This window comes from Achromobacter sp. EB05 (assembly GCF_044232075.1).
Taxonomy (GTDB): domain Bacteria; phylum Pseudomonadota; class Gammaproteobacteria; order Burkholderiales; family Burkholderiaceae_B; genus Achromobacter; species Achromobacter dolens.
In genome coordinates this window covers 1,384,677-1,407,183 of the sequence record NZ_CP155917.1, presented here as the reverse complement: position 1 = coordinate 1,407,183, position 22,507 = coordinate 1,384,677, and the positions used below count along the sequence as shown (strand labels likewise).

The following is a 22,507-nucleotide window of genomic DNA, read 5'->3' as shown; positions in this document are numbered from 1 at the left end:
GCCAGCCGCATCGCCTGCCTGACCCTCGGGGCCGCTGAACGCGGCCCCGATTGCATGGGACCTTTACAATGACCGGCACGTAATCAGAAAGGTGCTCCATCATGCGCATGAAGCCTTTGCTCGCCGGCGCCCTGGCGCTGTCCGCCGCCCTGCTGGCGCCCGCCGCGGTCCACGCCGCCAAGCCGGTCTGCGAGGTCGACCGCCCGGTCCGTTTCAGCGGCCTGAACTGGGAATCCAACCTGGTGCTGGCCGGCATCGAGCGCTACGTGATGGAACACGGCTACGGCTGCAAGACCAGCGTCGAGATCGGCGAGACGCTGCCCATGCTGGCCGCCCTGCAGCGCGGCGACGTCGACGTCACGCCGGAGGTGTGGCCAGGGCAGATCGAGGTGGCCTGGAAGAAGGCGCTGGCCAGCGGCCGCGTGCAGGGCCTGGGGCATGTCTACGACGCCGGCGAAGGCTGGTACGTGCCGCGTTACACCGTGCAGCGCCATCCCGACTTGAAGTCGGCGGCGGACCTGGCGCGCTTCAAGCAGGTCTTCGCCGATCCGGAAGACCCGGGCCGCGGCCGCATCTACGGCTGCCCCGCCGGCTGGGCCTGCGGCACGCTGAACGACAACCTGTTGCGCGCGCTCGGCCTGGACCGCGACTACAGCCTTTTCGCGCCCGGTTCCGGCGCCGCGCAGAAGGCCGCCATCCTGTCGGCCTACAAGCGCAAGCGCGACATCGTCTTCTATTACTGGACGCCCACCGCGCTGGTCGGCGCGCTAGACTTGGTCAAGCTGGAACTGCCGGCCTTCGACCAGACCGCCTATACCTGCCTGACCGATCCCAAGTGCGCCAAGCCGGTGGCCACCGAGTTCAAGCCGAACCCCGTGGTGACGGGCGTGAACAGCGCTTTTGCCAAGGACGCGCCGCAGCTTGCCGCGTTCCTGGCCAAGCTCACCATTCCCAGCGACGCCATCGACGCCACGCTCGGTTGGCTCGAGAACGAAGGCAAGGAACCCGAGGAGGCCGCGCGCTACTTCCTCAAGCAGTACGGACCGGTCTGGCGGCAATGGATGCCGGCCGATGCGGCCGAACGGGTGCAGGCGGCGCTGGACAAGGAGTAAGCGGTCCGCGCCTCATGTATCCTGACGTTTCGGCGCCATTGTCGCGCCACCCGATACCCGCGAAGGAAACCCATCATGGATGCCTTGTTCTGGCACAACGGTCACTGGACCCCTGAAAACCCCAAACTGCTCGGCCCCGCCGACCACGCCTTCTGGATGGCCAGCATGGTCTTCGATGGCGCGCGCGCGTTCCGCGGCCTGACGCCCGACCTGGACCTGCATTGCCAGCGCGTGGTGCGCTCGGCCGAAAAGATGCTGATGAAGCCGCAGATCACCTGGCAGGAAATCCAGGCGCTGTGCCTGCAGGCGGTGGCCAAGTTCCCCGAGGGCAGCGAGCTCTACATCAAGCCGATGTTCTTCTGCGCCGACGGCTTCCTGCTGCCCGACGCCGACAAGACCCAGTTCGTGCTGCACGTGTTCAAGGTGCCGATGCCGGGCGACCAGGGCTTTGCCGCCTGCTTCTCCAGCTTCGCGCGTTCCTGGCCCAACATGGCGCCGACCGACGCCAAGGCCTCGTGCCTGTACCCCAACGGCCAGCGCGCCATCCGCGAGGCGATGGACAAGGGCTTCGACAACGCCATCATGCTGGACGGCGCCGGCAATGTCGCCGAGTTCGCCTCCAGCAACCTGTGGATCGCCAAGGACGGCGTGGTCTCGACCCCGGTGGACAACGGCACCTTCCTGAACGGCATCACGCGCCGCCGCGTGCTGGCGTTGCTCAAGGCCGACGGCGTCGAGGTGCAGGAACGCAGCCTGACGCGCGCCGACATCGAGGTCGCCGATGAAGTTTTCTCGTCCGGCAACTACGGCAAGGTGGTGCACGTGAACCGCGTCGAAGACCGCAAGCTGGAATACGGTCCGCTGGCGCGCCGCGCCCACAAGCTGTACATGGACTACGCCGAAAGCACCCGCAAGCAGTAAGCGCCCCGCGGCGCCATGGAATGCGCCGTCCCGACCGGGGCGGCGCCGCGTGACAAGGATACCCTGCAAGGACACCCAGCATGCAATCCCGACGCGAGTTCCTGCGCGGCGGCGCCGCGATCGCCGGCGCCGGCAGCGCCCTGGCGCTGCTGCCCGCCTCCATCCGCCGCGCATTGGCGATTCCCGCCAACCGCCGCAAGGGCACGATTGAAGACGTCGAACACATCGTCATCTTCATGCAGGAGAACCGGTCGTTCGACCACTACTTCGGTGGCCTCGCCGGGGTGCGCGGCTTCGGCGACCGCTTTCCGATCCCGGTGCCCGCCAGCCCCGACTTCGAACGCCGCACGGTCTGGGCGCAGTACAACGGCCGCCCCGACGAGGGCGCGCCGCGCAGCGTACTGCCATTCCGGCTCGACACCGGCGCGGACTACGAGGCCATGCGCGTGGCCAGCACCCCGCACACCTGGTCCAACGCCCAGGACGCCTGGGACGCCGGCCGCATGGGCCAGTGGCCGGCCGCCAAAAAGAACCATTCGATGGCGTACTACACCGAGGCGGACATGCCGTTCCAGTACGCCATGGCGCGCGCCTTCACCGTGTGCGACGCCTATCACTGTTCGTTCACCGGCGGCACCAACACCAACCGCCTGTTCGTCTGGACCGGCACCAACGACGGCCTGGGCCGCGGCCACGGCCCGGCGCTGGGCAACACCTACAACAAGCTGGGCGGCGGCGACCCCGCCGGCGCCTACACCTGGACCACCTATCCCGAGCGGCTGGAACGCGCCGGCATCCGCTGGCGCATCTACCAGGACATGGCGGACAACTACTCGCTCAATCCGACCGCGGGCTTCAAGGCCTACCGCGACGCCTACCACGGCGTGCCGGGCTCGCTGGCCGCGCTCAAGGACAAGGCGTTGACCACGCGCAGCCTGGACCAACTGCGCCAGGACGTGCGGGATGGCACGCTGCCGCAGGTGTCGTGGATCTGCGCCACCAAAGCCGGCTCCGAGCATCCCAGCCCTTCCAGCCCTGCGCAGGGCGCGGACTACACGGCAAGGGTGCTGGACGCGCTGACCGCCAATCCCGAGGTCTGGAGCAAGACCGTCCTGTTGCTGATGTTCGACGAGAACGACGGCTTTTTCGACCACATGCCGCCGCCGGCGCCTCCCTCGCGCGGCCCTGACGGCCGGCTGGCGGGCGCGTCCACCGTGGACACCGCCGGCGAATACCACGAGATCGTCACCGGCGCCGAAAAGGACGATACGGCCGCCCACCTGCACGGCGTCTACGGCCTGGGGCCGCGCGTGCCGATGTACGTGCTGTCGCCCTGGACCAAGGGTGGCTGGGTCAACTCGGAAGTGTTCGACCACACCTCGGTGCTGCGCTTCGTCGAGCGCCGCTTCGGGGTCGCCGAACCCAACATCTCGCCGTGGCGCCGCGCCGTCTGCGGCGACCTGACGTCGATCTTCGATTTCGCCACGCCCGACGAGGCCGACCTGACCCGTGGCCTGCCGGCCACCGCCACGCGCGCGGCCCAGGCCGCCGCGCTGTCGGGCACCGTCACCCCGCCCGCGCCCGCACGGCCCGCCCTGGCGCGGCAGGCGGCCGGCACCCGGCCGTCGCGCGCGCTGCCCTATGCGCTGTCGGTGCAGGCCAGCGCGGGCAAGGACAGCATCGCGCTGCGCATGGACAACAGCGGCGCCGCCGGCGCCGTGCTGCATGTGTACGACCGCCTGCGCCTGGAGGACGGCCCGCGCCGCTACACCCTCGAGGCCGGCAAGCATCTGGAAGCCAACTGGCCGGTGACGGGCAACGACGGCCGCTACGATCTTTGGCTGCTTGGCCCCAATGGCTTCCATCGTCATGTCGCGGGCCGGCTGCACGCGGACGCCGAGCCGCTGTCGGTCGAGGCCATCTGCGATGCCTCCGGGCCGACGCTGCGCCTGAAACTGCACAACCCGGGCGCATTGCCGCGCGGCTTCCAGGTCGAAGCCAACGCCTACGGCTACGCCGGCCACCACGAGCCGGCGCTGGCGCCCGGCGTCGGCGCCACCCTGGCCTGGAACCTGGCCGCCAGCGGCGGCTGGTACGACTTCAGCGTGCGCGCCGACGACGCGCCCGGCTTCCTGCGCCGCCTGGCAGGACGCATCGAAACCGGCGCTCCCTCCACCTCCGACCCCGCGATGGGCCAGGAATTGATTCTGCATTGGACGCTGCCGGCATGAAACCGCCCGCCCCTTACGAGAACGCCGTGACCTTCCAGTTCGGCGATTCGCCCGAGCTGGCCGATGAATTGCTGGCATTGGTGTTGTCGGGCGCCAAGACCGCGACCTGCGGCGCGCTGCGCGACTTCGGCGAGAAGGAACCGGTGCCCGAGCCGGGCCGGCGCGACGTGGTGCTGGATGGCCGCCGCCGTCCAGCCTGCGCCATCGAGACGATCAGCATCGTGATCCAGCGCTTCGACGAAGTGGACGAAGCCTTCGCCGTGGCCGAGGGTGAAGGCCCCTACGACGTCTGGCGCACCGGACACATCGCCTATTTCGACCGCAATGGCGGCTACGCGCCAGACATGCTGCTGGTGTGCGAGCGCTTCCGGGTGGTCGAGGTGTTCAAGCGCGAGGCGGACTGACACGTCCGCCTCGCGGCGGAGATCAGGCCTCGGCCTGCTCCGCGCCCTTGCCCAGGCCGAGATAGCTCTCGATCACCTTGGGATCGCCGGCCAGCTCGCGCGCCGGACCATGCAGGATGACTTCGCCGGTCTCGAGCACGTAGCCGTAGTCGGCCACCTGCAGCGCCGCGCGCGCGTTCTGTTCCACCAGCAGGATCGCCACGCCGGTCTCGCGCAGGCGCGCGATGATGTGGAAGATCTCGCGCACGATGCGCGGCGCCAGGCCCAGGCTGGGCTCGTCCAGCATCAGCAGCGCCGGCTTGGCCATCAGCGCGCGGCCGACCGCCAGCATCTGGCGCTCGCCGCCCGAGAGCGTGCCGGCCTGCTGGGCGCGGCGTTCGCGCAGGCGCGGGAACAGGTCGAAGACTTCGTTGAGCGTGTCGCGCCAGCCGCTTTCGCGGGCGCGGTAGCGGCGGAAACCGCCCAGCAGCAGGTTGTCTTCGACCGACATGCTGCCGAACAGCTCGCGCCGCTCGGGCACCAGCGACATGCCGGCGGCGACGCGGCGCTCGACCGGCCAGCTCGACACATCGGTGCCCGCGTATTGCACGGAGCCGGCCGCGTGGCCGGTCTGCGGCAGCGAGCCCATCATGGCGTTCAGCATGGTCGACTTGCCGGCGCCGTTGGCGCCGATCACGGTGACGATGCTGCCGGCCGGAACCGTCAGCGTGGCGCCGGCCAGCGCGCCGACCTTGCCGTAGCGGGCCGACAGGTTGCTGACTTCAAGAACGGGTTTGGACGTCGTCATTGCACGCCTCCCGCGGACACCGGCTTGGCTTGGTCGGCTTCGGGCAGGTCGTCGTCGATGCCGCCCAGGTAGGCTTCCAGCACCGCCGGGTTCTGTTGCACCTCGGCCGGCACGCCTTCGGCCAGCTTGGTGCCGAAATCCATCACCACCAGGTGGTTGGTCAGGCGCATCACAAAATCCATGTCGTGTTCCACCAGCAGAATGCTCATGCCCTCGGCGCGCAACTGTTCCAGCACGCGCGCCAGGTCCTGCTTTTCCTTGTAGCGCAGGCCGGCGGCCGGCTCGTCCAGCAACAGCAGCACCGGATCGCTGGCCAGGGCCCGCGCGATTTCCAGGATGCGTTGCTGGCCCAGCGCCAGGTTGCCCGCTTGTTCGTACAGGTATTCGCCCAGGCCGACGCGCTTGATCTGCTCGGCGGCCTCGTGCAGCAGTTGCGCCTCGCGTGCGCGGTCGGTGTGCAGGGCGCCCGCCCACACGCCCACGTCGGAACGCAGGTGCGCGCCCAGCGCGACGTTTTCCAGCACCGTCATGCCCGGCAGCAACTGCACGTGCTGGAAGGTGCGGCCCACGCCCAGCTTGGCGATCTCGCGCGCCGAACGGCTGTCGATGCGCTCGCCCATGAAGGTGACCTTGCCGCGCGTCACCGGCAGCACGCCGCTGATCAGGTTGAAGGTGGTGCTCTTGCCGGCGCCATTGGGGCCGATCAGGCCCATGATCTCGCCGGAGCGGACCTTGAAGCTGATGTCGTTGACGGCGACCAGGCCGCCGAATTCCTTGCGGATGGCATCCACTTCCAGCACCACCTGCCCGGCCTGCGGCCGCGCGCGCAGCGGCAGCGCCGGCGCCGGCTTGGGCGGCGCCAGGTTGCGGCGCGAGCCATCGGCGCCGGTGAGGCTGCCCCACCAGCCCGCCAGGATCGGCCAGAGGCCGTTGCGGGCGTATTGCAGCATCAGGATCAGCAGCACGCCGAAGACAATCATCTCGAAGTTGGCGTTGGTGTCCAGCAGCTTGGGCAGCAGGTTCTGCAACTGGTCCTTCAGCACCAGGATGACGCTGGAGCCGAGCAGCGCGCCCCAGACGTAGCCGGCGCCGCCGACCACGGCCATGAACAGGTACTCGATGCCGTAGTTGATGCCGAACGGGCTGGGGCTGACGGCGCGCTGCATGTGCGCGTAGAGCCAGCCCGAGACGCAGGCCAGCAGCGCGGCCCAGACGAAGATCACGACCTTGTAGGCGGCCGTGTTAACGCCCATCGACTCGGCCATGCCGGCGCCGCTCTTGAGCGCGCGGATGGCGCGGCCCGGACGCGAGTTCAACAGGTTGCGGGTCGCCCACAGCGCCAGCAGCACGAACACCCAGATCAGGTAGTAGATGTGGCGGCCGCTGGCCAGCGACATGCCGAAGATGCTGATGGGCTCGATGCCGGCGATGCCGTCATGCTTGCCCAGCCAGTCCAGGTTGCCGAACAGGAAGTACAGCGACAGGCCCCAGGCGATGGTGCCCAGCGGCAGATAGTGCCCCGACAGACGCAGCGTGATCGCGCCCAGCAGGTACGCCACCACGGCGGTCAGGATCAGGCCGGCGGGCAGCGCCAGCCAGGGCGACACGTCGTATTGCGTGGTCAGATAGGCGGTGGTGTACGCGCCCAGGCCGACGAACGCGGCCTGGCCGAACGAGGTCAGGCCGCCGACGCCGGTCAGCAGCACCAGCCCCAGCACCACCAGGCTGGCCAGCCCGATGTAGTTCAGTTGCGTCACCCAGAACTCGGGCGTGACCGGCAAGAGCGGCAGCCCCGCCAGGACGACGATGAAGACGACAAGCAGAATGCGGTTCATGGCGTTTACTCCTCTTCGTCCACGTGATGGGTGCTGAACGAACGCCAGACCAGAACCGGGATAATCAAGGTGAAGACGATCACTTCCTTGTAGGCGCTGGCCCAGAAGGACGAGAACGATTCCAGCACGCCCACCAGCAGCGAGCCGGCGGCCGCCACGGGGTAGCTGGCCAAACCGCCGATGATGGCGCCGACAAAGCCCTTCAGGCCGATCAGGAAGCCCGTGTCGTAGTAGACCGTGGTGATGGGCGCGATCAGCATGCCGGACATGGCGCCGATGGCGGTGGCCAGCGTGAAGGTCAGGCTGCCCGACATGGTGGTGCTGATGCCCACCAGGCGCGCGCCGCGGCGGTTGACGGCGGTGGCGCGCAGCGCGCGGCCGTACAGCGTCTTGCCGAAGAACAGCCACAGCGCGATGATCAGCAGCGCGCAGGTCGCGACCACGAACAGGCTCTGCGCCGACCAGGTGGTGAAGCCCAGGTCGACCTGGCCGCTCACGAACGCGGGCGTGCGCCAGCCTTCGGCGCCGAAGAACACCAGGGCCAGGCCGGTCAGCGCGAAGTGCACCGCCACCGACACGATCAGCAGCACCAGCACGGTGGCCTCGGCCAGCGGCTGGTAGACGATGCGATAGACCATCGGGCCCATCGGGATCACCAGCAGCAGCGTCAGCAGCATGTTGAGCCACAGCGAATTGCCTGCGGCGGTATAAGTGGTCGTCAGCCACAGCAACGCGAGCGGCACGACGAGACAGGTCAACACGGCCTTGGGCAGGCCAGCCGCGCTGCGGGTCCGCAGCGCGCGCAGCAGCTCGAGCGCCAGGCACACCACGCCCAGCAGCGGCAGGAGATAGGCGGTGCCGGGCACCTTGCCGTCCACCAGCATCGCGAGCGTCAGGGCGCCGAACGCCACGAACTCGCCCTGGGGAATGAAAATGACGCGCGTAACGGCGAACACCAGCACCAGCGCCATGCCCAGCAGGGCATAGATGGCGCCGTTGACGATACCGTCTTGCAGCAGAATCAGCGCAATTGAGGAATCCATCTAACAACCTTATTGATTCTTGGTGTTCCGACCCCGCCCGGAACACTGATACGACACACCGGCCGGAGAGGCCGGTGCGAAGCATGGGGCGCCCGCAAGGGGCGCCCTTGGATCGGGCAATCCAGGGAGATTACAGGCCGGGCTGGTAGACCCACTTGCCGCCTTCGACCTTGACGATGACGCGCGAACGCTCGTCGAAGCCGGCGTGGTCCGTCGGCGACATGTTGAACACGCCTTGCGAGGCGGCCAGGTCCTTGACGTTTTCCAGGGCGTCGCGCATGGCGGCGCGGAATTCCGGCGTGCCCGGCTTGGCGCCGGTCTTCAGGGCCGCGGGCAAGGCCGCCACCACCAATTGGCCGGCATCCCACATGTGGCCGCCAAAGGTGTTGGTCGAGCCGGCGCCGTTTGCCTTCTCGTAGGTCTCGACGTAGGCCAGCGCCGACTTCTTGACCGGGTTGCTGTCGGGCAGCTGGGCCGCGACCAGCAGCGGGCCGGCGGGCAGGTACATGCCGTCGCAGTCCTTGCCGCAGACGCGCAGCACGTCGTTGTTGGCGGCGCCGTGGGTCTGGTAGATGGTGCCGCCGTAGTTGCGGGCCTTCAGTTCCTTTTGCGGCAGCGCGGACGGGGTGCCGGCGCCGGCGATCAGGATGGCGTCGGGCTTGGCGCCGATCAGCTTGAGCACCTGGCCCGTGACGCTGGTGTCGGTGCGGCTGTATTTTTCGATGGAGACGATCTCGATGCCCTTGGCCTTGGCGGCCTTCTGCATCACGTCCAGCCAGCCGTCGCCGTAAGCGTCGGCAAAGCCGATGAAGCCCAGCGTCTTGACCTTGGACTTGGACATGGCGTCGGCCAGCGCGCCGGCCATCAGGGCGTCGTTCTGCGGGGTCTTGAAGACCCAGCGGCGCTTGTCGTCCACGGGTTCGACGATCTTGGCGCTGGCGGCCACGCTGATCATCGGCACCTTGGCTTCGGCGGCCACGTCCACCATGGCCAGCGAGCCCGGCGTGACCGACGTGCCGATCAGCACGTCGACCTTGTCGTCGGACGCCAGCTTGCGCGAGTTCTTGACGGCTTGGGTCGTGTCGGTGGCGTCGTCCAGGACGATCCACTCGATCTTCTGGCCCGCCACTTCCTTGGGCAGCAGCGCGACCGTGTTGCGCTCGGGGATGCCCAGCGATGCGGCGGGGCCGGTGCTGGACACCGTCACACCCACCTTGACCTGGGCGCTGGCCAGCAGCGGCAGGGTCAGGGCAACGGCGGCGGCGGCCGCGGACAAGCCGAAGTGCTTGCGCATGTTTTGTCTCCTGTGGTGGCTCTTTTTTTGCCCCGGACGAGGCGGAAGCGAGCCTAGTTAAAGTTATACAGAAAAAAATATTATAGGGTTAAAACAGTATCAGATGACTTCGCGCAACTACGGTAAATCCCTGACGTGCTACAGAAACCACAATTCAGCAAACGCATTCGTTAATGGCGAACTTGTACTTGAAAGGCTCGCGGGCGTCAGTTGGGGGATTCCCTTGGACATGGCCCGCCGGCGCGACGTTCAGCGGCCGCGCATCGGCCACACCCGTTCGACCCGCGTCGCCACCCACGCCGCCAGCGCGGCCTTGATCAGGTCGCCCGGCACGAATACCGCCACCGCCACCGCGGCCTTGGCCAGCCCCATCTTGGTGACCGTCGCCAGCCATGGCACGCCGAACGCATAGACCACCACGATGCCGCCGAGGACGCAGGCGATGGCGCAGCCGGCCAGTTGGCCGCCGAATCCCGCCGCCCTGCCCGTCAGGCGACGCGCAAGCCAGCCGGTCACGAACGCGCCCGCCACCAGCCCCACCAGGAAGCCGCCGGTCGGCCCGAAGAACGCGCCCAGGCCGCCGCGCCCGCCCGGCAGCACCGGCAGGCCGATGGCCGCCAACGCCAGATACAGCAGGCAGGCGAGCGCGCCGCGCCCGGGCCCCAGCATGGCGCCGGCCAGCATCGCGCCCAGTGTCTGCAGCGTGATCGGCACCGGAATGCCCGGCAGCGGGATCGGCGGAATCAGGCTCAGCACCACGATCAGCGCGGCGAACAGTGCCACCAGCACGGTGTTATTGGATTTCATGGCAATGCCCTTTCTATCTAGTGGGACAGGGAATCAGGGATGAGGTTGGACAGTCACACGCTGCGGGCGTCGATGGCCTCGGCCACTTCCTGCGCGCGCTTCAACGTCAGCACCACCAGCGGCACGATCAGCGCCACCGGGTTGGCACCCAGTCCGCGCGCCGCCTGGGCCTCGCGGATCTCGTGGAAATTGCGCCAGATCTCCGGCACGAAGCGCAACGCCAGCGCCAACGCCAGCGACACCTTGCCGGCGTCCAGCAGGCCGACGCGCTGCAACGGCATCAGCACCCGTTCACACACGGCGATCAGGTCCGAACTGCGGGTCGACAGCGTCACCGCCAGTGCCAGGCCGACCATCGCCGCGATGCGCAAGAGCACCGTCAACGCCTCGCGCCAGCCCTGGAACCAGGCCGTGAAGGCGCCGACGGCCAGCAACACCCAGACCAGGCCGCGCACCTGGCGCCAGACGCCGCCGGGCGTGGCGCCGGCGCACCACAGCAGCAGGCCGGCGACCGCGCAGGCGCCCGCCAGGAGGGCGGGATCGCGCACCAGGAACAATCCGGCGCCGGCCGCGGCCAGCGCCAGCAGCTTCAGGCCGGCGGGCAGCCGGTGCAGTGGCGAGTCGCCGGGAATATATAGGGGTTCGATCACGCGCAGTGATTCCGGTACCAGCGCAGCGCGGCGGCCGGCTCGTCGTCGGCGGCGATGGTGCCATCCTGGATCACCAGCACCCGCTCGAAATCTTCCAGCAGCGCCAGGTCGTGGCTGACCACGATCGCGTCCTGCGGCATGGCGGCGATGGCGTCGCGCACCCGATTGCGGTTGCGCAGGTCGAGCTGGGTGGTGGGTTCGTCGAACACCACCAGCCCGGGCCGCATCACCAGCACCGCCGCCAGCGCCACCAACTGGCGCTCGCCGCCGGACAGCGTGTGGCTGGTGCGATCCGCCAGGTGCGCCACGCCCAGGGCGCCCAGCGCGGCCTCGATGCGGGCCTCGCGTTGCGCGCGGTCGGGCTCAAGGTGCTTCAGGCCGAACGCCAGGTCCTCGCGCACGATCGGAAAAACGATCTGGTTCTCGGGGTTCTGGAACACGAAACCCACCTGGCGGCGCACCGCCTTCAGTTCATGCCGGGTGTCCAGGCCGCCGACGCGCACGCTGCCGGAGGTCGGCAGCACCAGCCCGTTGACCAGCCGCGCCAGCGTGCTCTTGCCGGCGCCGTTGGGGCCGACGATGCCGACCCGGCGTCCGCCCAGCGCCACGCTCACCCCGCGCAACACTTCCGCCTGGGGCGTCGATACAATCGCCTGGTCAAACTCGATTAACATGGGGCGGGATTATGCCCGAACCATTTCGGGCATCGGGACTCCAAGAGCTGATATGGACAAAGTACGCAAAACCGACGCCGAATGGCGGGCCCAGTTGTCCCCGGAAGAATACGTCGTCACCCGCCAAAAGGGTACCGAACGCGCGTTCACCGGGCGCTACTGGAATACCTTCACCCCGGGCATCTACCGCTGCGTGGGCTGTGGCACGGCGCTGTTCGCGTCGGACACCAAGTTCGACGCCGGCTGTGGCTGGCCCAGCTATTTCCAGGCGCTCGACCCGGAACTGGTGCGCGAGGAGCGCGACACCTCGCATGGCATGGTGCGCACCGAGGTGCTGTGCAACGTCTGCGATTCGCACCTGGGCCACGTCTTCCCCGACGGCCCCGAGCCCACCGGCCTGCGCTACTGCATCAATTCCCTGTCGATGACGTTCGAACCCATAGAAGAATGAAGAAGTTCCTGTTCGACCTCTTTCCGCTGTTTCTTTTCTTCCTGGCCTACCGCTTCACGGATATCTTCGTGGCGACCGGCGTGGCCATGGCGGCGGCGGTGCTGCAGATCGTCTGGCTCAAGGTCACCGGCCGGCCGACCGAAGCCATGCACTGGATCAACCTGACCGTGATCCTGGTGTTCGGCGGCGCCACCATCTGGCTGCACAGCGACGTCTTCATCAAATGGAAGCCGACGGTGCTGTACTGGCTGTTCGGTGGCGCGCTGGTGTTCGCCCGCCTGCTGTTCGGCCGCAACCTGATCCGCCGCCTCATGGAAAAACAGATCCAGCTTCCAGACGCTGCCTGGGACAAGCTCAATCTGATCTGGGCTGGTTTTTTCCTGTTCGCCGGCGCCATCAATCTCTACGTGGCGTTTTCGGGGCATTTCACCGAATCCCAGTGGGTCAGCTTCAAGGCCTTCGGCCTGATGGGCCTGATGATCGTCTTCGTCATCGGCCAGTCCCTCTGGCTGGGCAAGCATATCCAGGCTGACGACACCACCCCGCCCAAGGCCTGACGCCGCGGCGCCGAGGCATCTTTCCCCACACGGCGCGCCCCCGGCGCGCCGGAACTTTACGATCGACCCCATGTCAGAGACCACCGACCGCATCACCCTGATCCGGGAGCGCCTGGCCATCCTGGAACCGGTTTCCCTCGAGATCCAGGACGAATCGCATTTGCATGCCGGTCACGAAGGCAGTAAAAACGGCGCCGGCCATTATCGCGTGCACATCGTGGCGCCCTGTTTTGCAGGACTGAACCCCGTGGCGCGACATCGGCTGGTGTATCATCATTTGCAAGATTTGATCCCCTATCCGATTCATGCGCTTGCGCTAGACGCCCAGGCTCCCAAATAGAAAGTAAAAGGATATTCATGAAACGCATCGTCATGCTGGCCGCCGCCTGCGTCATCGCCGTGCCCGCTTTTGCCCAGAACGTCGCCACCGTCAACGGCAAGGCCATTCCGCAGAAGAGCCTGGATCAATTCGTCAAGCTGCTGGTCAGCCAGGGCGCCACCGATTCGCCCCAGTTGCGTGAACAGGTCAAGCAGGAAATGATCAACCGCCAGGTCTTCGTGCAAGCGGCCGAAGCCGGCGGCATCGCCAAGCAGGCCGACGTCCAGACCGAAATCGAACTGGCCCGCCAGGGCATCCTGGTCCGCGCCCTGATGGCCGACTACCTGGCCAAGCACCCGGTGTCGGACGCCAAGGTCACGGCTGAATACGAGAAGATCAAGAAAGAACAGGCCGGCAAGATGGAATACAAGGTCCGTCACATCCTGGTCGAAGACGAAAAAACCGCCAACGACCTGCTGGCCCAGTTGAAGAGCAACAAGGGCAAGTTCGACGACCTGGCCAAGAAGAACTCCAAGGATCCCGGCAGCGCCGAAAAGGGTGGCGACCTGGGTTGGGCCCCTCCCACCAACTACGTCCAGCCGTTCGCCCAGGCCGTGACCCAGCTCAAGAAGGGCCAACTGGTCGACAAGCCGGTGCAGACCCAGTTCGGCTGGCACATCATCATGGTCGACGACACCCGCCCGGTCGAATTCCCGCCGCTGGACCAGGTCCGTCCGCAACTGGAAGAAATGCTGCGCCAGCAAACCCTGGCCGACTACCAGAAGGAACTGCGCGAAAAGGCCAAGATCCAGTAAATCTGGCGTCTTCCGTCTTCCCCCGAAAGAACTGCCCGCCCTGCGCGGGCAGTTTTTTTTCCGGCAGATGTCGACATGGCATCGTGGCGACCGGGCCGGAAATGAAAACAGGCCGTGCGCCAAGGGCGGGCGGCCTGTTTGACAGAGCGGGGGAACGGGCCGGCGCGCGGCCCCGGCGCGATCAGGACACGCCCAGCAACGCCTTCAGCGCATCCTCATCCAACACCGTAACGCCCAATTCCTGGGCCTTGGTGAGCTTGCTGCCGGCGTCTTCGCCCGCCACCAGATAGGCGGTCTTCTTGGACACGGAGCCGCTGACCTTGCCGCCCGCGGCCTGGATGCGCATGGACGCTTCCTCGCGGGTCCAATTGGGCAGCGTGCCGGTCAGCACGAAGGTCTTGCCTGCCAGCGTGGTGTCCTGCGGCACGGCTTCGGCCACCGGATGCACTCCCTGCGCCTTGAGCTGGTCGATGACGTCACGGTTGTGCTGCTCGGCAAAAAAGCGGCGGATCGAACCCGCCACCACCGGCCCCACGTCAGGCACCGAGGACAGCGCATCCTCATCGGCATCCATGATGGCTTCGATGCTGCCAAAATGCCGCGCGACGTCGCGCGCCGTGGTCTCGCCAACGTGGCGGATGCCCAGCGCGAACAGCAGGCGTCCCAGCGCCGGCGCGCGGGCCTTGTCGATGGCCTCGACCAGATTGTCGGCCGACTTCTGGCCCATGCGGTCCAGCCCCACCAGCTCGAGCGGACGCAGGCTGAACAGGTCGGCCAGCGACTTGACGCGGCCGCTGTCCACCAGTTGTTCCACCAGTTTCTCGCCCAGGCCCTCGATGTCGAGCGCCTTGCGGCTGGCGGCATGCCACAGGGTCTGCTTGCGCTGCGCGGCGCAGAACAGGCCGCCGGTGCAGCGGGCGATGGTCTCATCCTCCAGGCGCTCGATCGCCGAGCCACAGACCGGGCAGGCCTTGGGCATGACGAACTCGCGCGCGTCGGCGGGACGTTTTTCGAGCACGGCCCCCACCACCTCCGGGATGACGTCGCCCGCGCGCCGCACGATGACGGTGTCACCGATGCGCACGTCCTTGCGGCGGATCTCGTCTTCGTTGTGCAGCGTGGCGTTGGTGACGGTCACGCCGCCGACGAACACCGGCTTGAGCCGCGCCACCGGCGTGATCGCGCCGGTGCGGCCGACCTGCACCTCGATGTCCAACAGCGTGGTGGTGGCCTCTTCGGCCGGAAATTTATGCGCCAGGGCGAAGCGCGGCGCCCGCGCCACGAAACCCAGCAACTTCTGCGCCGGCAGCGAATCCACCTTGTAGACCACACCGTCGATGTCGTAGGGCAGCTCGGGGCGCAAGGCGCCGACCTTGGCGTAGAAGGCCATCAGGCCCTCGGCGCCGGTGGCGCGATGGTTGTGCTTGACGTTGACGGGCAGGCCGAGCGCGGCCAACCAATCGAGCATGGCGCCGTGCGATTTCTCGGGCAAGGTGGCGGCGGCCTCCGCCGCGCCGGCCGGCGCCTCGTCGAACAGGCCGCTCTGGCTGCCCGGCAGGCCCTGCACCTCGCCCCAGCCGTAGGCGAAAAAGCGCAGCGGCCGCTTGGCGGTGATGCGCGGGTCGAGCTGGCGCAGGCTGCCAGCCGCCGCGTTGCGCGGGTTGACGAAGACTTTTTCGTCGCGCTTGGCCTGCGCCGCGTTGAGCTTCTCGAAATCGGCGCGGTTCATCAGCACTTCGCCGCGGACTTCCAGCACCTTGGGCGCCGGACCGCTCAACTGCAGCGGGATCGCCTTGATCGTGCGGATGTTGGAAGTGACGTCCTCGCCCGTCTGGCCGTCGCCCCGCGTGGCTGCCTGGACCAGCCGGCCGTCCTCGTAGCGCAGGCTGATCGCCAGGCCGTCGAGCTTCAATTCACAGAAATATTCCGCCTGCTGCGCCGGGCCCAGCAGGCCGGCGCCGCGCAGCGTGTCGGTAACGCGGCGGTCGAACGCCACCACGTCCTCTTCGTCGAAGGCATTGCCCAGCGACAGCATCGGCACCGCATGGCGCACGCTGCCGAAGGCCGAGACCGGCGCCGCGCCGACCCGCTGCGTGGGCGATTCGGGCGTGACCAGTTCCGGATGCGCGGCTTCCAGGTCCTGCAGCTCTCGCATCAGCCGGTCGTACTCGGCATCCGAGATCGACGGGTCGTCGTAGACGTAATAGCGGACGTTGTGCTGCTCGATTTCCGCGCGCAGGCGCGCCGCGGTTTCCGCCGCGGGGGTCCCTCCGGCCTTGCTCATTATGCAAACACCCGCTGCGCGCGCTCGCTGCCTGCGGGCAGGCCGGCCTGCTCCAACTGGCCGAACAGCACCTGCAGCCGTTCGTCGATGACGCTTTCCGAGCCATCGGCCAGGGGCTTGCCCTGGTCATCGACCAGATCGGCGCGCAGGCGGGCGGCGAGCTCGCGGCCCACGTCGACCATGCGGCCAAAGGCGCGGCTGTCGGCCGGGCTGCAAGGCACATCGAGCAACAGGTACAGGCGCTCGATACCGCCCATGCCGGCGTCGAAGGCGGCGCCGTCGGCGCGCGCCAGGGTGAAGCGGGCCACGCCATTCTCCGCCGGCCAGGCCAGACGGTTGCCATCGGCGACGAAGCCGGCGTCGCGGGCGACGCTCAGCACCTCGGCAGCAGGCTGGGCGGCGCCCAGCAGCAACGTCAGGCCAACCTGGGTATCCAGCGCGGCGCAGGTATCGTCCAGGCGCGCGGCCTGTTCCAGCACGGCTTGCTGGTCGGGGCCTTCGATGGTGGCGTCGAAGCGCTCGGCCATGTCCTGGGCGCGGGCCCATGCCTGCGACCATTCGATCGCGGTCAGGGGACCGCTGCGGTTGGCCAGCAGCACGGCAAGCTGCATCGAGGCATAAGACTCCCCGCTGTGCACGCGCGCGCGGTGACGGCGCTGGTCGGTCTCGGCGAACACGCGCATGGGCTTGCGGCCCACCTGGCGCAGGCTCTGCATGTAGGGCAGCAGGTCGGCGCCGCGCACCGGCTCGGCGAAGTTGATCTCGATGACCACCTCGCAGGCGGGATCGGGTTCCTCGGTGTCATCGGCATCGCTGCCCGGGTCGACCGGCCGCGGCTGCTCGGGGTGCGCCTTGGGGGCGTCGCCCATGCCCGGCTCGCGGCGCACCGGCGCGCCGCCCGCGGCGTTGGCCGCCCCCGCCCCCAGCAGCGGATCCTGCTCGGAGGTGGGGAAATGGCTTTGCATCTTGCGGCGGACGCGGCGGTCCTGCCACCAGTTGAAGCCCAGCACCAGCAGTATCAGCAAGACGCCCAGGGCAATCAGCCCGATCTGCAAATCACTCATGTGTAAATCCCGCGCCATGAAGCCGGCGCCATTCTGAATATTGGGTTTATGCCGCTTCGGAGGCCATCATCTGGACGGCCGAATCTATGTCTACCGCAACGATACGCGAAACCCCCTGCTCTTGCATGGTGACGCCGATCAGTTGCTTGGCCATCTGCATCGCGATCTTGTTGTGCGAGATGAACAGGAACTGGGTCTGCTCGCTCATGTTGGCGACCAGGTTGGCGTAGCGCTCGGTGTTGGCGTCGTCCAGCGGCGCGTCCACCTCATCCAGCAGGCAGAACGGCGCGGGGTTCAGCTTGAACAGCGCGAACACCAGCGCGGTGGCGGTCAACGCCTTTTCGCCGCCCGACAGCAGGTGGATGGTGCTGTTGCGCTTGCCCGGCGGCTGCGCCATGACCTGCACGCCGGCGTCGAGGATTTCCTCGCCGGTCATGGTCAGCTTGGCTTCGCCGCCCCCGAACAGCTTGGGGAACAGCTCGCCGAAGTGGCCGTTGACGACGTTGAAGGTCTCTTGCAGCAGGTCGCGCGTTTCGCGGTCGATCTTGCGGATCGCGTCTTCCAGGGTCTCGATGGCGGTCATGAGGTCCTGGTGTTGATCGTCCAGGAAGCCCTTGCGCTCGCGCGAGGTGTTCAGTTCGTCCAGCGCGGCCAGGTTGACCGAGCCCAGCGCTTCGATCTGGCGCGAGATGCGAGTGACTTCCGATTGCAGCCAGCTCGCGCGGCGCCATTCGTCGGGCTGGTTGGCCAGGTCCTGGGCCAGGGCTTCGCGGTCGACCTCGCGGGCGTTGAGCTGTTCGGTGAATTGCTCCTCGGCCAGGCGCGCCGCCTGCTCCTGCAACTGCAGCTCGGTGATACGGGCGCGGCGCGGTTCGAGCGTGCGCTCCTGCTGCATGCGGTCTTCGTCGGCGCCGCGCAGCAGGGCCGCCAGGTTTTCCATCTCCTGGCGGGCGCGCGACAGCGCCTCTTCGCGCTCGGCGCGCAATTCCAGGGCATCCTGCAGGCCGGCCTGGGAGGCCGAGGCATCCAGGTCGACCAGGTCGGCCAGCAATTGCTCGAGCTCGACCTCGCCACGCTGGCTCTGGTCGGCCGCCAGTTGCCGGTTGCGCTGCAGGTCGGTGATGCGGACCTGGATGCCGCGTTCGGCAAATTCGGCTTCCTGCGCGGCCCGTTCGAGCTCGCGCAGGCGGGCGCGGGCGGCTTCGGCCTGGGCCGCCAGGGTCTCGCCATCCATTTCGGCGTCGGCAAAGCGCGACTGGTGCTCGGCCAGCTCTTCATCGAGCGCCTCGAAGCGGGCTTCGGCCTCTTCGCGGGTGGCCCGCAGGTCTTCCTCGTGCGCAGAGATCTCTTCGAGGTCCTGGCGCAGGCGCGCGGCGTGCTGGCCGGACTGCTCGGCCTGCTGCTGCAGGCGCGAGTGTTCCAGTTGGATGTCGTGCACCCGGCGGGTGACTTCGGCGACCCGCTGGCGGGCCGGCGCGATAGCCTGGCTGACCTGCTGCCAGGCCACCTCGGCGCGGGCGACGGCGGCGCGGGCCTGGTCAGTGATGAGTTGCTGGGCCTTGATCTCGCGTTGCAGGTTTTCGATTTCCTGCTGGCGCGCCAGCAGGCCCGCCTGCTCGGAATCCGGGGCATAGAAGCGTACGCTGTGCGCATCCACCAGATGGCCCGACTTGACGACGCAGGCGGCGCCGGCCGGCAGCGTGGCGCGAGTGGCCAGCGCCTGGGCCAGGTCGGGGGCGGTGTAGATGCCGCCCAGCCAGTCATTGAGCAGCGTGCGCAGGTCGGGGTCGGTGATGCGCAGCAGGCTGGCCAGCGGCGTCAGCCCGGCGGGGGCCGCCGGCGCCGGGGCAGCGACCGGCAATTGGTAGAAGGCCAGGCGGGCGGGCGGCGCGTCCTCGGAAAAGGCGCGGGCCCAGTCCAGGCTGCGCACCTCGAGGGACGCCATGCGCTCGCGCAGGGCGGCTTCCAGGGCGGTTTCCCAGCCCGGTTCGATATGCAGCTTCTGCCACAGGCGCGGCAGGCCGGCCAGCTCGTGCTTGGCCAGCCAAGGCTCCAGCGCGCCCTGCTTCTGCACGTCTTCCTGCAGTTTCACCAGCGCCGACAGACGGGCTTCCAGGCGCGCCAGGTTCTGCGCTTCGGTCTGGGCGGCGGCCTGGGCGCGGCTGCGCTCGGCATCAGCGTCCGGGACCTGGGCTTCGAGGGTCGCCAGCGCTTCCTGCGCCTCCTCGAGCTGGTCTTCGCCGGCGAGGCGGTCGCCGGCCAGTTGTTCCAGGCGCGCCGGATCGGGGCTGTGCAATTCGCGCAGTTCCTGCTGCAGGCGCTCGCGGCGCTGCTCCAGGGCCTGCATCTGGCGGTCGGCGTCGCGCTGGGTCTGTGCCACCAGGGCCAGGTTCTGCTCCACCCGGGCCAGCGCGGCTCGCATTTCGTCGCGACCGGACGCAGCCTCGCGCACGCGCTGCTCGACCGCCGGCAACGCCGCCTGGGCATCCTCGGCGGCGGCGCGCGCCTCTTCGGTGCGGGCGGCGCCGGCGGCCAGGTCTTCCTCGGCCTGCGCGATCTGCTCGGTGCAGTGTTCGCGTTGGCTGGTCCATTCGGCGATCTGCTGCTGCAACTGATCGCGGCGGGCCTGCAGGCGGTTGCGGGAATCCACCACGTGGCGGATTTCAGCCTCCAGCCGGCTGACCTGGGCGTTGGCCTCGTACAGGGCGCCCTGGGCGGTGTGGACGGCGTCGCTGGCGGCGTAATGGGCCTGGCGCCGGGATTCGAGCGCGGCCTCGCCGGCCCGCAGGCCGGCGATGGCGGCTTCCAGCTCGTTCTGGGCCTGGGCCATTTCCTGGGCTTTCCTGGCGCGCTCTTCGCGCGCGCCAGTTTCCTTCAGGAACCACAGCGCGTGCTGCTTCTTTTCGCCATCGGCCTGCAGCTCGCGGTAGCGGGTGGCGACCTCGGCCTGCGCCTCCAGCTTTTCCAGTTGGCTGTTCAGTTCGCGCAGGATGTCCTCGACGCGGGTCAGGTTCTCGCGGGTGTCGGACAGGCGGTTTTCGGTCTCGCGGCGGCGCTCTTTATAGCGCGACACGCCGGCAGCCTCTTCCAGGAACACCCGCAGTTCCTCGGGGCGCGCCTCGATCAGGCGGTTGATCATGCCCTGGCCGATGATGGCATAGCCACGCGCGCCCAGGCCGGTGCCCAGGAAGATGTCGTGGATGTCCCGGCGGCGGACCTGCTGGTTATTGACGAAGTAGCTGCTGGTGCCGTCGCGGGTCAGCACGCGGCGCACCGCGATCTCGGCGTAGGTGCTCCATTGCCCGGCCGCGCGGCCTTCACTGTTGTCGAACACCATTTCGACCGACGCGCGGGCCGCCGGCTTGCGGTTGCCCGAGCCGTTGAAAATGACGTCCTGCATGGACTCGCCGCGCAGCTCCGAGGCCTTGGCCTCGCCGAGCACCCAACGCACCGCGTCGATGATGTTCGATTTGCCGCAGCCATTGGGGCCCACCACGCCCACCAACTGGCTGGGCACGGGAATCACGGTGGGATCGACGAAGGACTTGAAGCCGGCGAGTTTGAGCTGAGTAAGACGCACAGTACGATGACGACGGGGTGGGTTGAACGAAAGGCGTTAACGGACCTGCCGCACAGATTGCAAACCGGCCCGTGTAGGGCCGGCTTGCGTATGGGTCGTATGATACCGCAGGCAGTCTGTCCCCAAACGTGAGCAAAGGTCAAGCCGGGGACTGCCCGCCCCTTCGGCGGGCGCGCGACTGATCCGCCGCAACCCGCGGGCAAACGCTGAATAGCCCTCCCCCTGGCACGGGCTATACTCGCTGACACTTTTTCGCAAGACGCATAATTTTCACGCAGACCGACCGGGCTCAGGTCAAAGTACGGGGACATTCTTGAAACGAGGTTTCTATCTGGTCATGGCCGCGCAGGCCTTCTCGTCATTGGCGGACAACGCGCTATTCATCGCCGCGATCGCCCTGATACAGGAACTGCACGGCCCCGACTGGCTGGCCCCGATCATGAAATGGTCCTTCGCGCTGGCCTACGTGGTGCTGGCGGCCTTCGTCGGCGCCATCGCCGACTCGTACCCCAAGGGCCGCGTGATGTTCTCGACCAACGCCCTGAAGGTGGCCGGCTGCCTGCTGATGTTCTCTTACGCCAGCATCGGCGTGGCGCCTGAATACCAGACCTATCTGGTCTGCGCGGCCTACGCCGTGGTCGGCATCGGCGCCGCCGCCTACTCCCCCGCCAAGTACGGGATCGTCACCGAAATGCTGCCCCCCAGCATGCTGGTCAAGGGCAATAGCTGGATCGAGGGCCTGACCGTCTTCTCCATCATCCTGGGCACCGTGCTCGGCGGCCTGCTGATCTCGAACACCGTCTCCACGGCACTGCTGCAACATTCCTTCATCGGCAAGCTGGTGCACACCCCGGCCGAGGCGGCCATCCTGGTGATCGCCTTCGTCTACCTGCTGGCAGCGCTGTGCAACCTGCTGATCCCGCACACCCACGTGCGCTATCCGCCGCAGCAGAAGAACCCCATCAAGCTGATGGGCACCTTCTGGGGCTACGTCCGCGTCCTCTGGAAGGACAAGCTGGGCCAGATCTCGCTGGCCGTCACCACCCTGTTCTGGGGCGCCGGCGCCACGCTGCAGTTGATCGTCATCGAATGGGGCCGCAGCCACCTGGGCTACCAGCTCGACAAGGCCTCCATGCTGATGGGCGTGGCCGCCCTGGGCACCGTGGTGGGTTCGATCCTGGCCGGCCGCATTCCGCTGCGCCGCGCGCTATCGGTGCTGCCGGTGGGCGCGGCCATGGGCCTGGTGGTGCTGCTGATGCCGCTGGTCTATTCGCCCTGGAGCGTCTACCTGCTGCTGTTGCTGACCGGCGGGCTGGCGGGCTTTTTCGTGGTGCCGATGAACGCCCTGCTGCAGCATCGCGGCCACGTGCTGCTGTCGGCCGGCCACTCGATCGCCGTGCAGAACTTCAACGAGCAGCTCAACATCCTGCTGATGGTGGCCGTGTACACGCTGCTGCTATGGCTGCAACTGCCCATCAACATCATCATCGTGATCTTCGGCACCGTGGTGGCCGTGCTGATGGTGGTATTCATGCGCTGGAGCAAGCGCAACCTGGCGGCCAATCCCGAACTGCACGACCAGATCGGCCAGGAAGGCCACGGTCACGCGCTGGACTCGCACACCCGCTGAATCAGACGGCGGGCCGTCCGCGCGGCCCCGGCCCGGCGCCCCCCGGGTC

At 67.8% G+C, this 22,507-nt stretch carries 19 protein-coding genes; 9 read left to right on the top strand and 10 right to left on the bottom strand.

Features of this window, described 5'->3' with window-relative positions:
- Positions 1 to 101: 101 nt before the first annotated feature.
- The 4 genes from AAID08_RS06410 (at position 102) to AAID08_RS06395 (ending at position 4,668) form a co-directional block, all read left to right on the top strand.
- Complete coding sequence (locus AAID08_RS06410) at positions 102 to 1,112, top strand: ABC transporter substrate-binding protein (protein WP_064526719.1); 1,011 nt, start codon at positions 102 to 104, stop codon at positions 1,110 to 1,112.
- A gap of 75 nt (positions 1,113 to 1,187) precedes the next feature.
- Complete coding sequence (locus AAID08_RS06405) at positions 1,188 to 2,033, top strand: branched-chain amino acid aminotransferase (protein ID WP_175167577.1); 846 nt, start codon at positions 1,188 to 1,190, stop codon at positions 2,031 to 2,033.
- 80 nt (positions 2,034 to 2,113) lie between these two features.
- Entirely contained in the window at positions 2,114 to 4,264 is a 2,151-nt protein-coding gene (locus AAID08_RS06400) for a phosphocholine-specific phospholipase C (RefSeq protein WP_372413885.1), read from the top strand.
- Entirely contained in the window at positions 4,261 to 4,668 is a 408-nt protein-coding gene (locus tag AAID08_RS06395) for an ASCH domain-containing protein (protein ID WP_064526733.1), read from the top strand. Before AAID08_RS06400 ends, AAID08_RS06395 begins: the two co-directional genes overlap by 4 nt.
- A 22-nt stretch (positions 4,669 to 4,690) precedes the next feature.
- Here the strand turns inward: AAID08_RS06395 and AAID08_RS06390 are convergent, their stop codons facing one another.
- The 7 genes from AAID08_RS06390 to AAID08_RS06360 form a co-directional block, all read right to left on the bottom strand.
- Positions 4,691 to 5,455: an ABC transporter ATP-binding protein gene (locus tag AAID08_RS06390; RefSeq protein ID WP_006389249.1), complete on the bottom strand. Its 765-nt coding sequence runs from the start codon at positions 5,453 to 5,455 to the stop codon at positions 4,691 to 4,693.
- Positions 5,452 to 7,290, bottom strand: coding sequence for an ATP-binding cassette domain-containing protein (locus tag AAID08_RS06385; RefSeq protein WP_020924721.1), 1,839 nt, complete (start codon positions 7,288 to 7,290; stop codon positions 5,452 to 5,454). The genes AAID08_RS06390 and AAID08_RS06385 overlap by 4 nt, the downstream gene beginning before the upstream one ends.
- A 5-nt stretch (positions 7,291 to 7,295) precedes the next feature.
- Positions 7,296 to 8,333: a branched-chain amino acid ABC transporter permease gene (locus AAID08_RS06380; RefSeq protein WP_026382592.1), complete on the bottom strand. Its 1,038-nt coding sequence runs from the start codon at positions 8,331 to 8,333 to the stop codon at positions 7,296 to 7,298.
- 130 nt (positions 8,334 to 8,463) lie between these two features.
- The gene (locus AAID08_RS06375) at positions 8,464 to 9,627 is read right to left on the bottom strand and encodes an ABC transporter substrate-binding protein (RefSeq protein ID WP_006389246.1); all 1,164 of its coding nucleotides are present in this window, start codon (positions 9,625 to 9,627) and stop codon (positions 8,464 to 8,466) included.
- Between the two features lie 249 nt (positions 9,628 to 9,876).
- Positions 9,877 to 10,434 carry a biotin transporter BioY gene (locus AAID08_RS06370; RefSeq protein ID WP_054501582.1) on the bottom strand — a complete coding sequence of 186 codons (558 nt, stop codon included), beginning with the start codon at positions 10,432 to 10,434 and terminating at the stop codon, positions 9,877 to 9,879.
- 53 nt (positions 10,435 to 10,487) lie between these two features.
- The gene (locus AAID08_RS06365; protein ID WP_054501583.1) at positions 10,488 to 11,084 is read right to left on the bottom strand and encodes an energy-coupling factor transporter transmembrane protein EcfT; all 597 of its coding nucleotides are present in this window, start codon (positions 11,082 to 11,084) and stop codon (positions 10,488 to 10,490) included.
- Positions 11,081 to 11,758, bottom strand: coding sequence for an energy-coupling factor ABC transporter ATP-binding protein (locus AAID08_RS06360; protein ID WP_054501584.1), 678 nt, complete (start codon positions 11,756 to 11,758; stop codon positions 11,081 to 11,083). The genes AAID08_RS06365 and AAID08_RS06360 overlap by 4 nt, the downstream gene beginning before the upstream one ends.
- 52 nt (positions 11,759 to 11,810) lie before the next feature.
- Between AAID08_RS06360 and msrB the strand changes: the two genes are divergently transcribed.
- The 4 genes from msrB (at position 11,811) to AAID08_RS06340 (ending at position 13,900) form a co-directional block, all read left to right on the top strand.
- The gene (gene msrB / locus AAID08_RS06355) at positions 11,811 to 12,209 is read left to right on the top strand and encodes a peptide-methionine (R)-S-oxide reductase MsrB (protein ID WP_054501585.1); all 399 of its coding nucleotides are present in this window, start codon (positions 11,811 to 11,813) and stop codon (positions 12,207 to 12,209) included.
- Positions 12,206 to 12,766 (top strand): septation protein A, encoded by a 561-nt coding sequence (locus AAID08_RS06350; protein WP_144654953.1) that lies wholly within the window; start codon positions 12,206 to 12,208, stop codon positions 12,764 to 12,766. Before msrB ends, AAID08_RS06350 begins: the two co-directional genes overlap by 4 nt.
- A gap of 70 nt (positions 12,767 to 12,836) precedes the next feature.
- Entirely contained in the window at positions 12,837 to 13,106 is a 270-nt protein-coding gene (locus tag AAID08_RS06345) for a BolA family transcriptional regulator (protein WP_081273555.1), read from the top strand.
- Positions 13,107 to 13,123: 17 nt separating this feature from the next.
- A complete protein-coding gene (locus AAID08_RS06340; protein WP_054501588.1) occupies positions 13,124 to 13,900 on the top strand; it encodes a peptidylprolyl isomerase in 777 nt (258 codons plus the stop codon).
- A gap of 181 nt (positions 13,901 to 14,081) precedes the next feature.
- On the opposite strand, the gene ligA is transcribed toward AAID08_RS06340, so the two are convergent.
- From ligA to smc, 3 genes are read right to left on the bottom strand one after another with little or no spacing between them, the layout of a single operon-like run.
- Entirely contained in the window at positions 14,082 to 16,184 is a 2,103-nt protein-coding gene (gene ligA, locus AAID08_RS06335; protein ID WP_395757470.1) for an NAD-dependent DNA ligase LigA, read from the bottom strand.
- Positions 16,184 to 17,248, bottom strand: coding sequence for a cell division protein ZipA C-terminal FtsZ-binding domain-containing protein (locus AAID08_RS06330; protein ID WP_144654952.1), 1,065 nt, complete (start codon positions 17,246 to 17,248; stop codon positions 16,184 to 16,186). The genes ligA and AAID08_RS06330 overlap by 1 nt, the downstream gene beginning before the upstream one ends.
- A 46-nt stretch (positions 17,249 to 17,294) precedes the next feature.
- Complete coding sequence (gene smc / locus AAID08_RS06325) at positions 17,295 to 20,828, bottom strand: chromosome segregation protein SMC (RefSeq protein ID WP_395757469.1); 3,534 nt, start codon at positions 20,826 to 20,828, stop codon at positions 17,295 to 17,297.
- A gap of 313 nt (positions 20,829 to 21,141) precedes the next feature.
- On the opposite strand from smc, the gene lplT reads away from it, so the two are divergent.
- Positions 21,142 to 22,458, top strand: coding sequence for a lysophospholipid transporter LplT (gene lplT, locus AAID08_RS06320; protein WP_054501592.1), 1,317 nt, complete (start codon positions 21,142 to 21,144; stop codon positions 22,456 to 22,458).
- Positions 22,459 to 22,507 lie beyond the last annotated feature (49 nt).

What these genes read in the sequence shown, in the direction of transcription:
- AAID08_RS06410 (WP_064526719.1), top strand. Translation starts at nt 102, where the DNA reads ATGCGCATGAAGCCTTTGCTCGCCGGCGCCCTGGCGCTGTCCGCCGCC.
- AAID08_RS06405 (WP_175167577.1), top strand. Translation starts at nt 1,188, where the DNA reads ATGGATGCCTTGTTCTGGCACAACGGTCACTGGACCCCTGAAAACCCC.
- AAID08_RS06400 (WP_372413885.1), top strand. Translation starts at nt 2,114, where the DNA reads ATGCAATCCCGACGCGAGTTCCTGCGCGGCGGCGCCGCGATCGCCGGC.
- AAID08_RS06395 (WP_064526733.1), top strand. Translation starts at nt 4,261, where the DNA reads ATGAAACCGCCCGCCCCTTACGAGAACGCCGTGACCTTCCAGTTCGGC.
- AAID08_RS06390 (WP_006389249.1), bottom strand. Translation starts at nt 5,455, where the DNA reads ATGACGACGTCCAAACCCGTTCTTGAAGTCAGCAACCTGTCGGCCCGC.
- AAID08_RS06385 (WP_020924721.1), bottom strand. Translation starts at nt 7,290, where the DNA reads ATGAACCGCATTCTGCTTGTCGTCTTCATCGTCGTCCTGGCGGGGCTG.
- AAID08_RS06380 (WP_026382592.1), bottom strand. Translation starts at nt 8,333, where the DNA reads ATGGATTCCTCAATTGCGCTGATTCTGCTGCAAGACGGTATCGTCAAC.
- AAID08_RS06375 (WP_006389246.1), bottom strand. Translation starts at nt 9,627, where the DNA reads ATGCGCAAGCACTTCGGCTTGTCCGCGGCCGCCGCCGCCGTTGCCCTG.
- AAID08_RS06370 (WP_054501582.1), bottom strand. Translation starts at nt 10,434, where the DNA reads ATGAAATCCAATAACACCGTGCTGGTGGCACTGTTCGCCGCGCTGATC.
- AAID08_RS06360 (WP_054501584.1), bottom strand. Translation starts at nt 11,758, where the DNA reads ATGTTAATCGAGTTTGACCAGGCGATTGTATCGACGCCCCAGGCGGAA.
- msrB (WP_054501585.1), top strand. Translation starts at nt 11,811, where the DNA reads ATGGACAAAGTACGCAAAACCGACGCCGAATGGCGGGCCCAGTTGTCC.
- AAID08_RS06350 (WP_144654953.1), top strand. Translation starts at nt 12,206, where the DNA reads ATGAAGAAGTTCCTGTTCGACCTCTTTCCGCTGTTTCTTTTCTTCCTG.
- AAID08_RS06345 (WP_081273555.1), top strand. Translation starts at nt 12,837, where the DNA reads ATGTCAGAGACCACCGACCGCATCACCCTGATCCGGGAGCGCCTGGCC.
- AAID08_RS06340 (WP_054501588.1), top strand. Translation starts at nt 13,124, where the DNA reads ATGAAACGCATCGTCATGCTGGCCGCCGCCTGCGTCATCGCCGTGCCC.
- ligA (WP_395757470.1), bottom strand. Translation starts at nt 16,184, where the DNA reads ATGAGCAAGGCCGGAGGGACCCCCGCGGCGGAAACCGCGGCGCGCCTG.
- AAID08_RS06330 (WP_144654952.1), bottom strand. Translation starts at nt 17,248, where the DNA reads ATGAGTGATTTGCAGATCGGGCTGATTGCCCTGGGCGTCTTGCTGATA.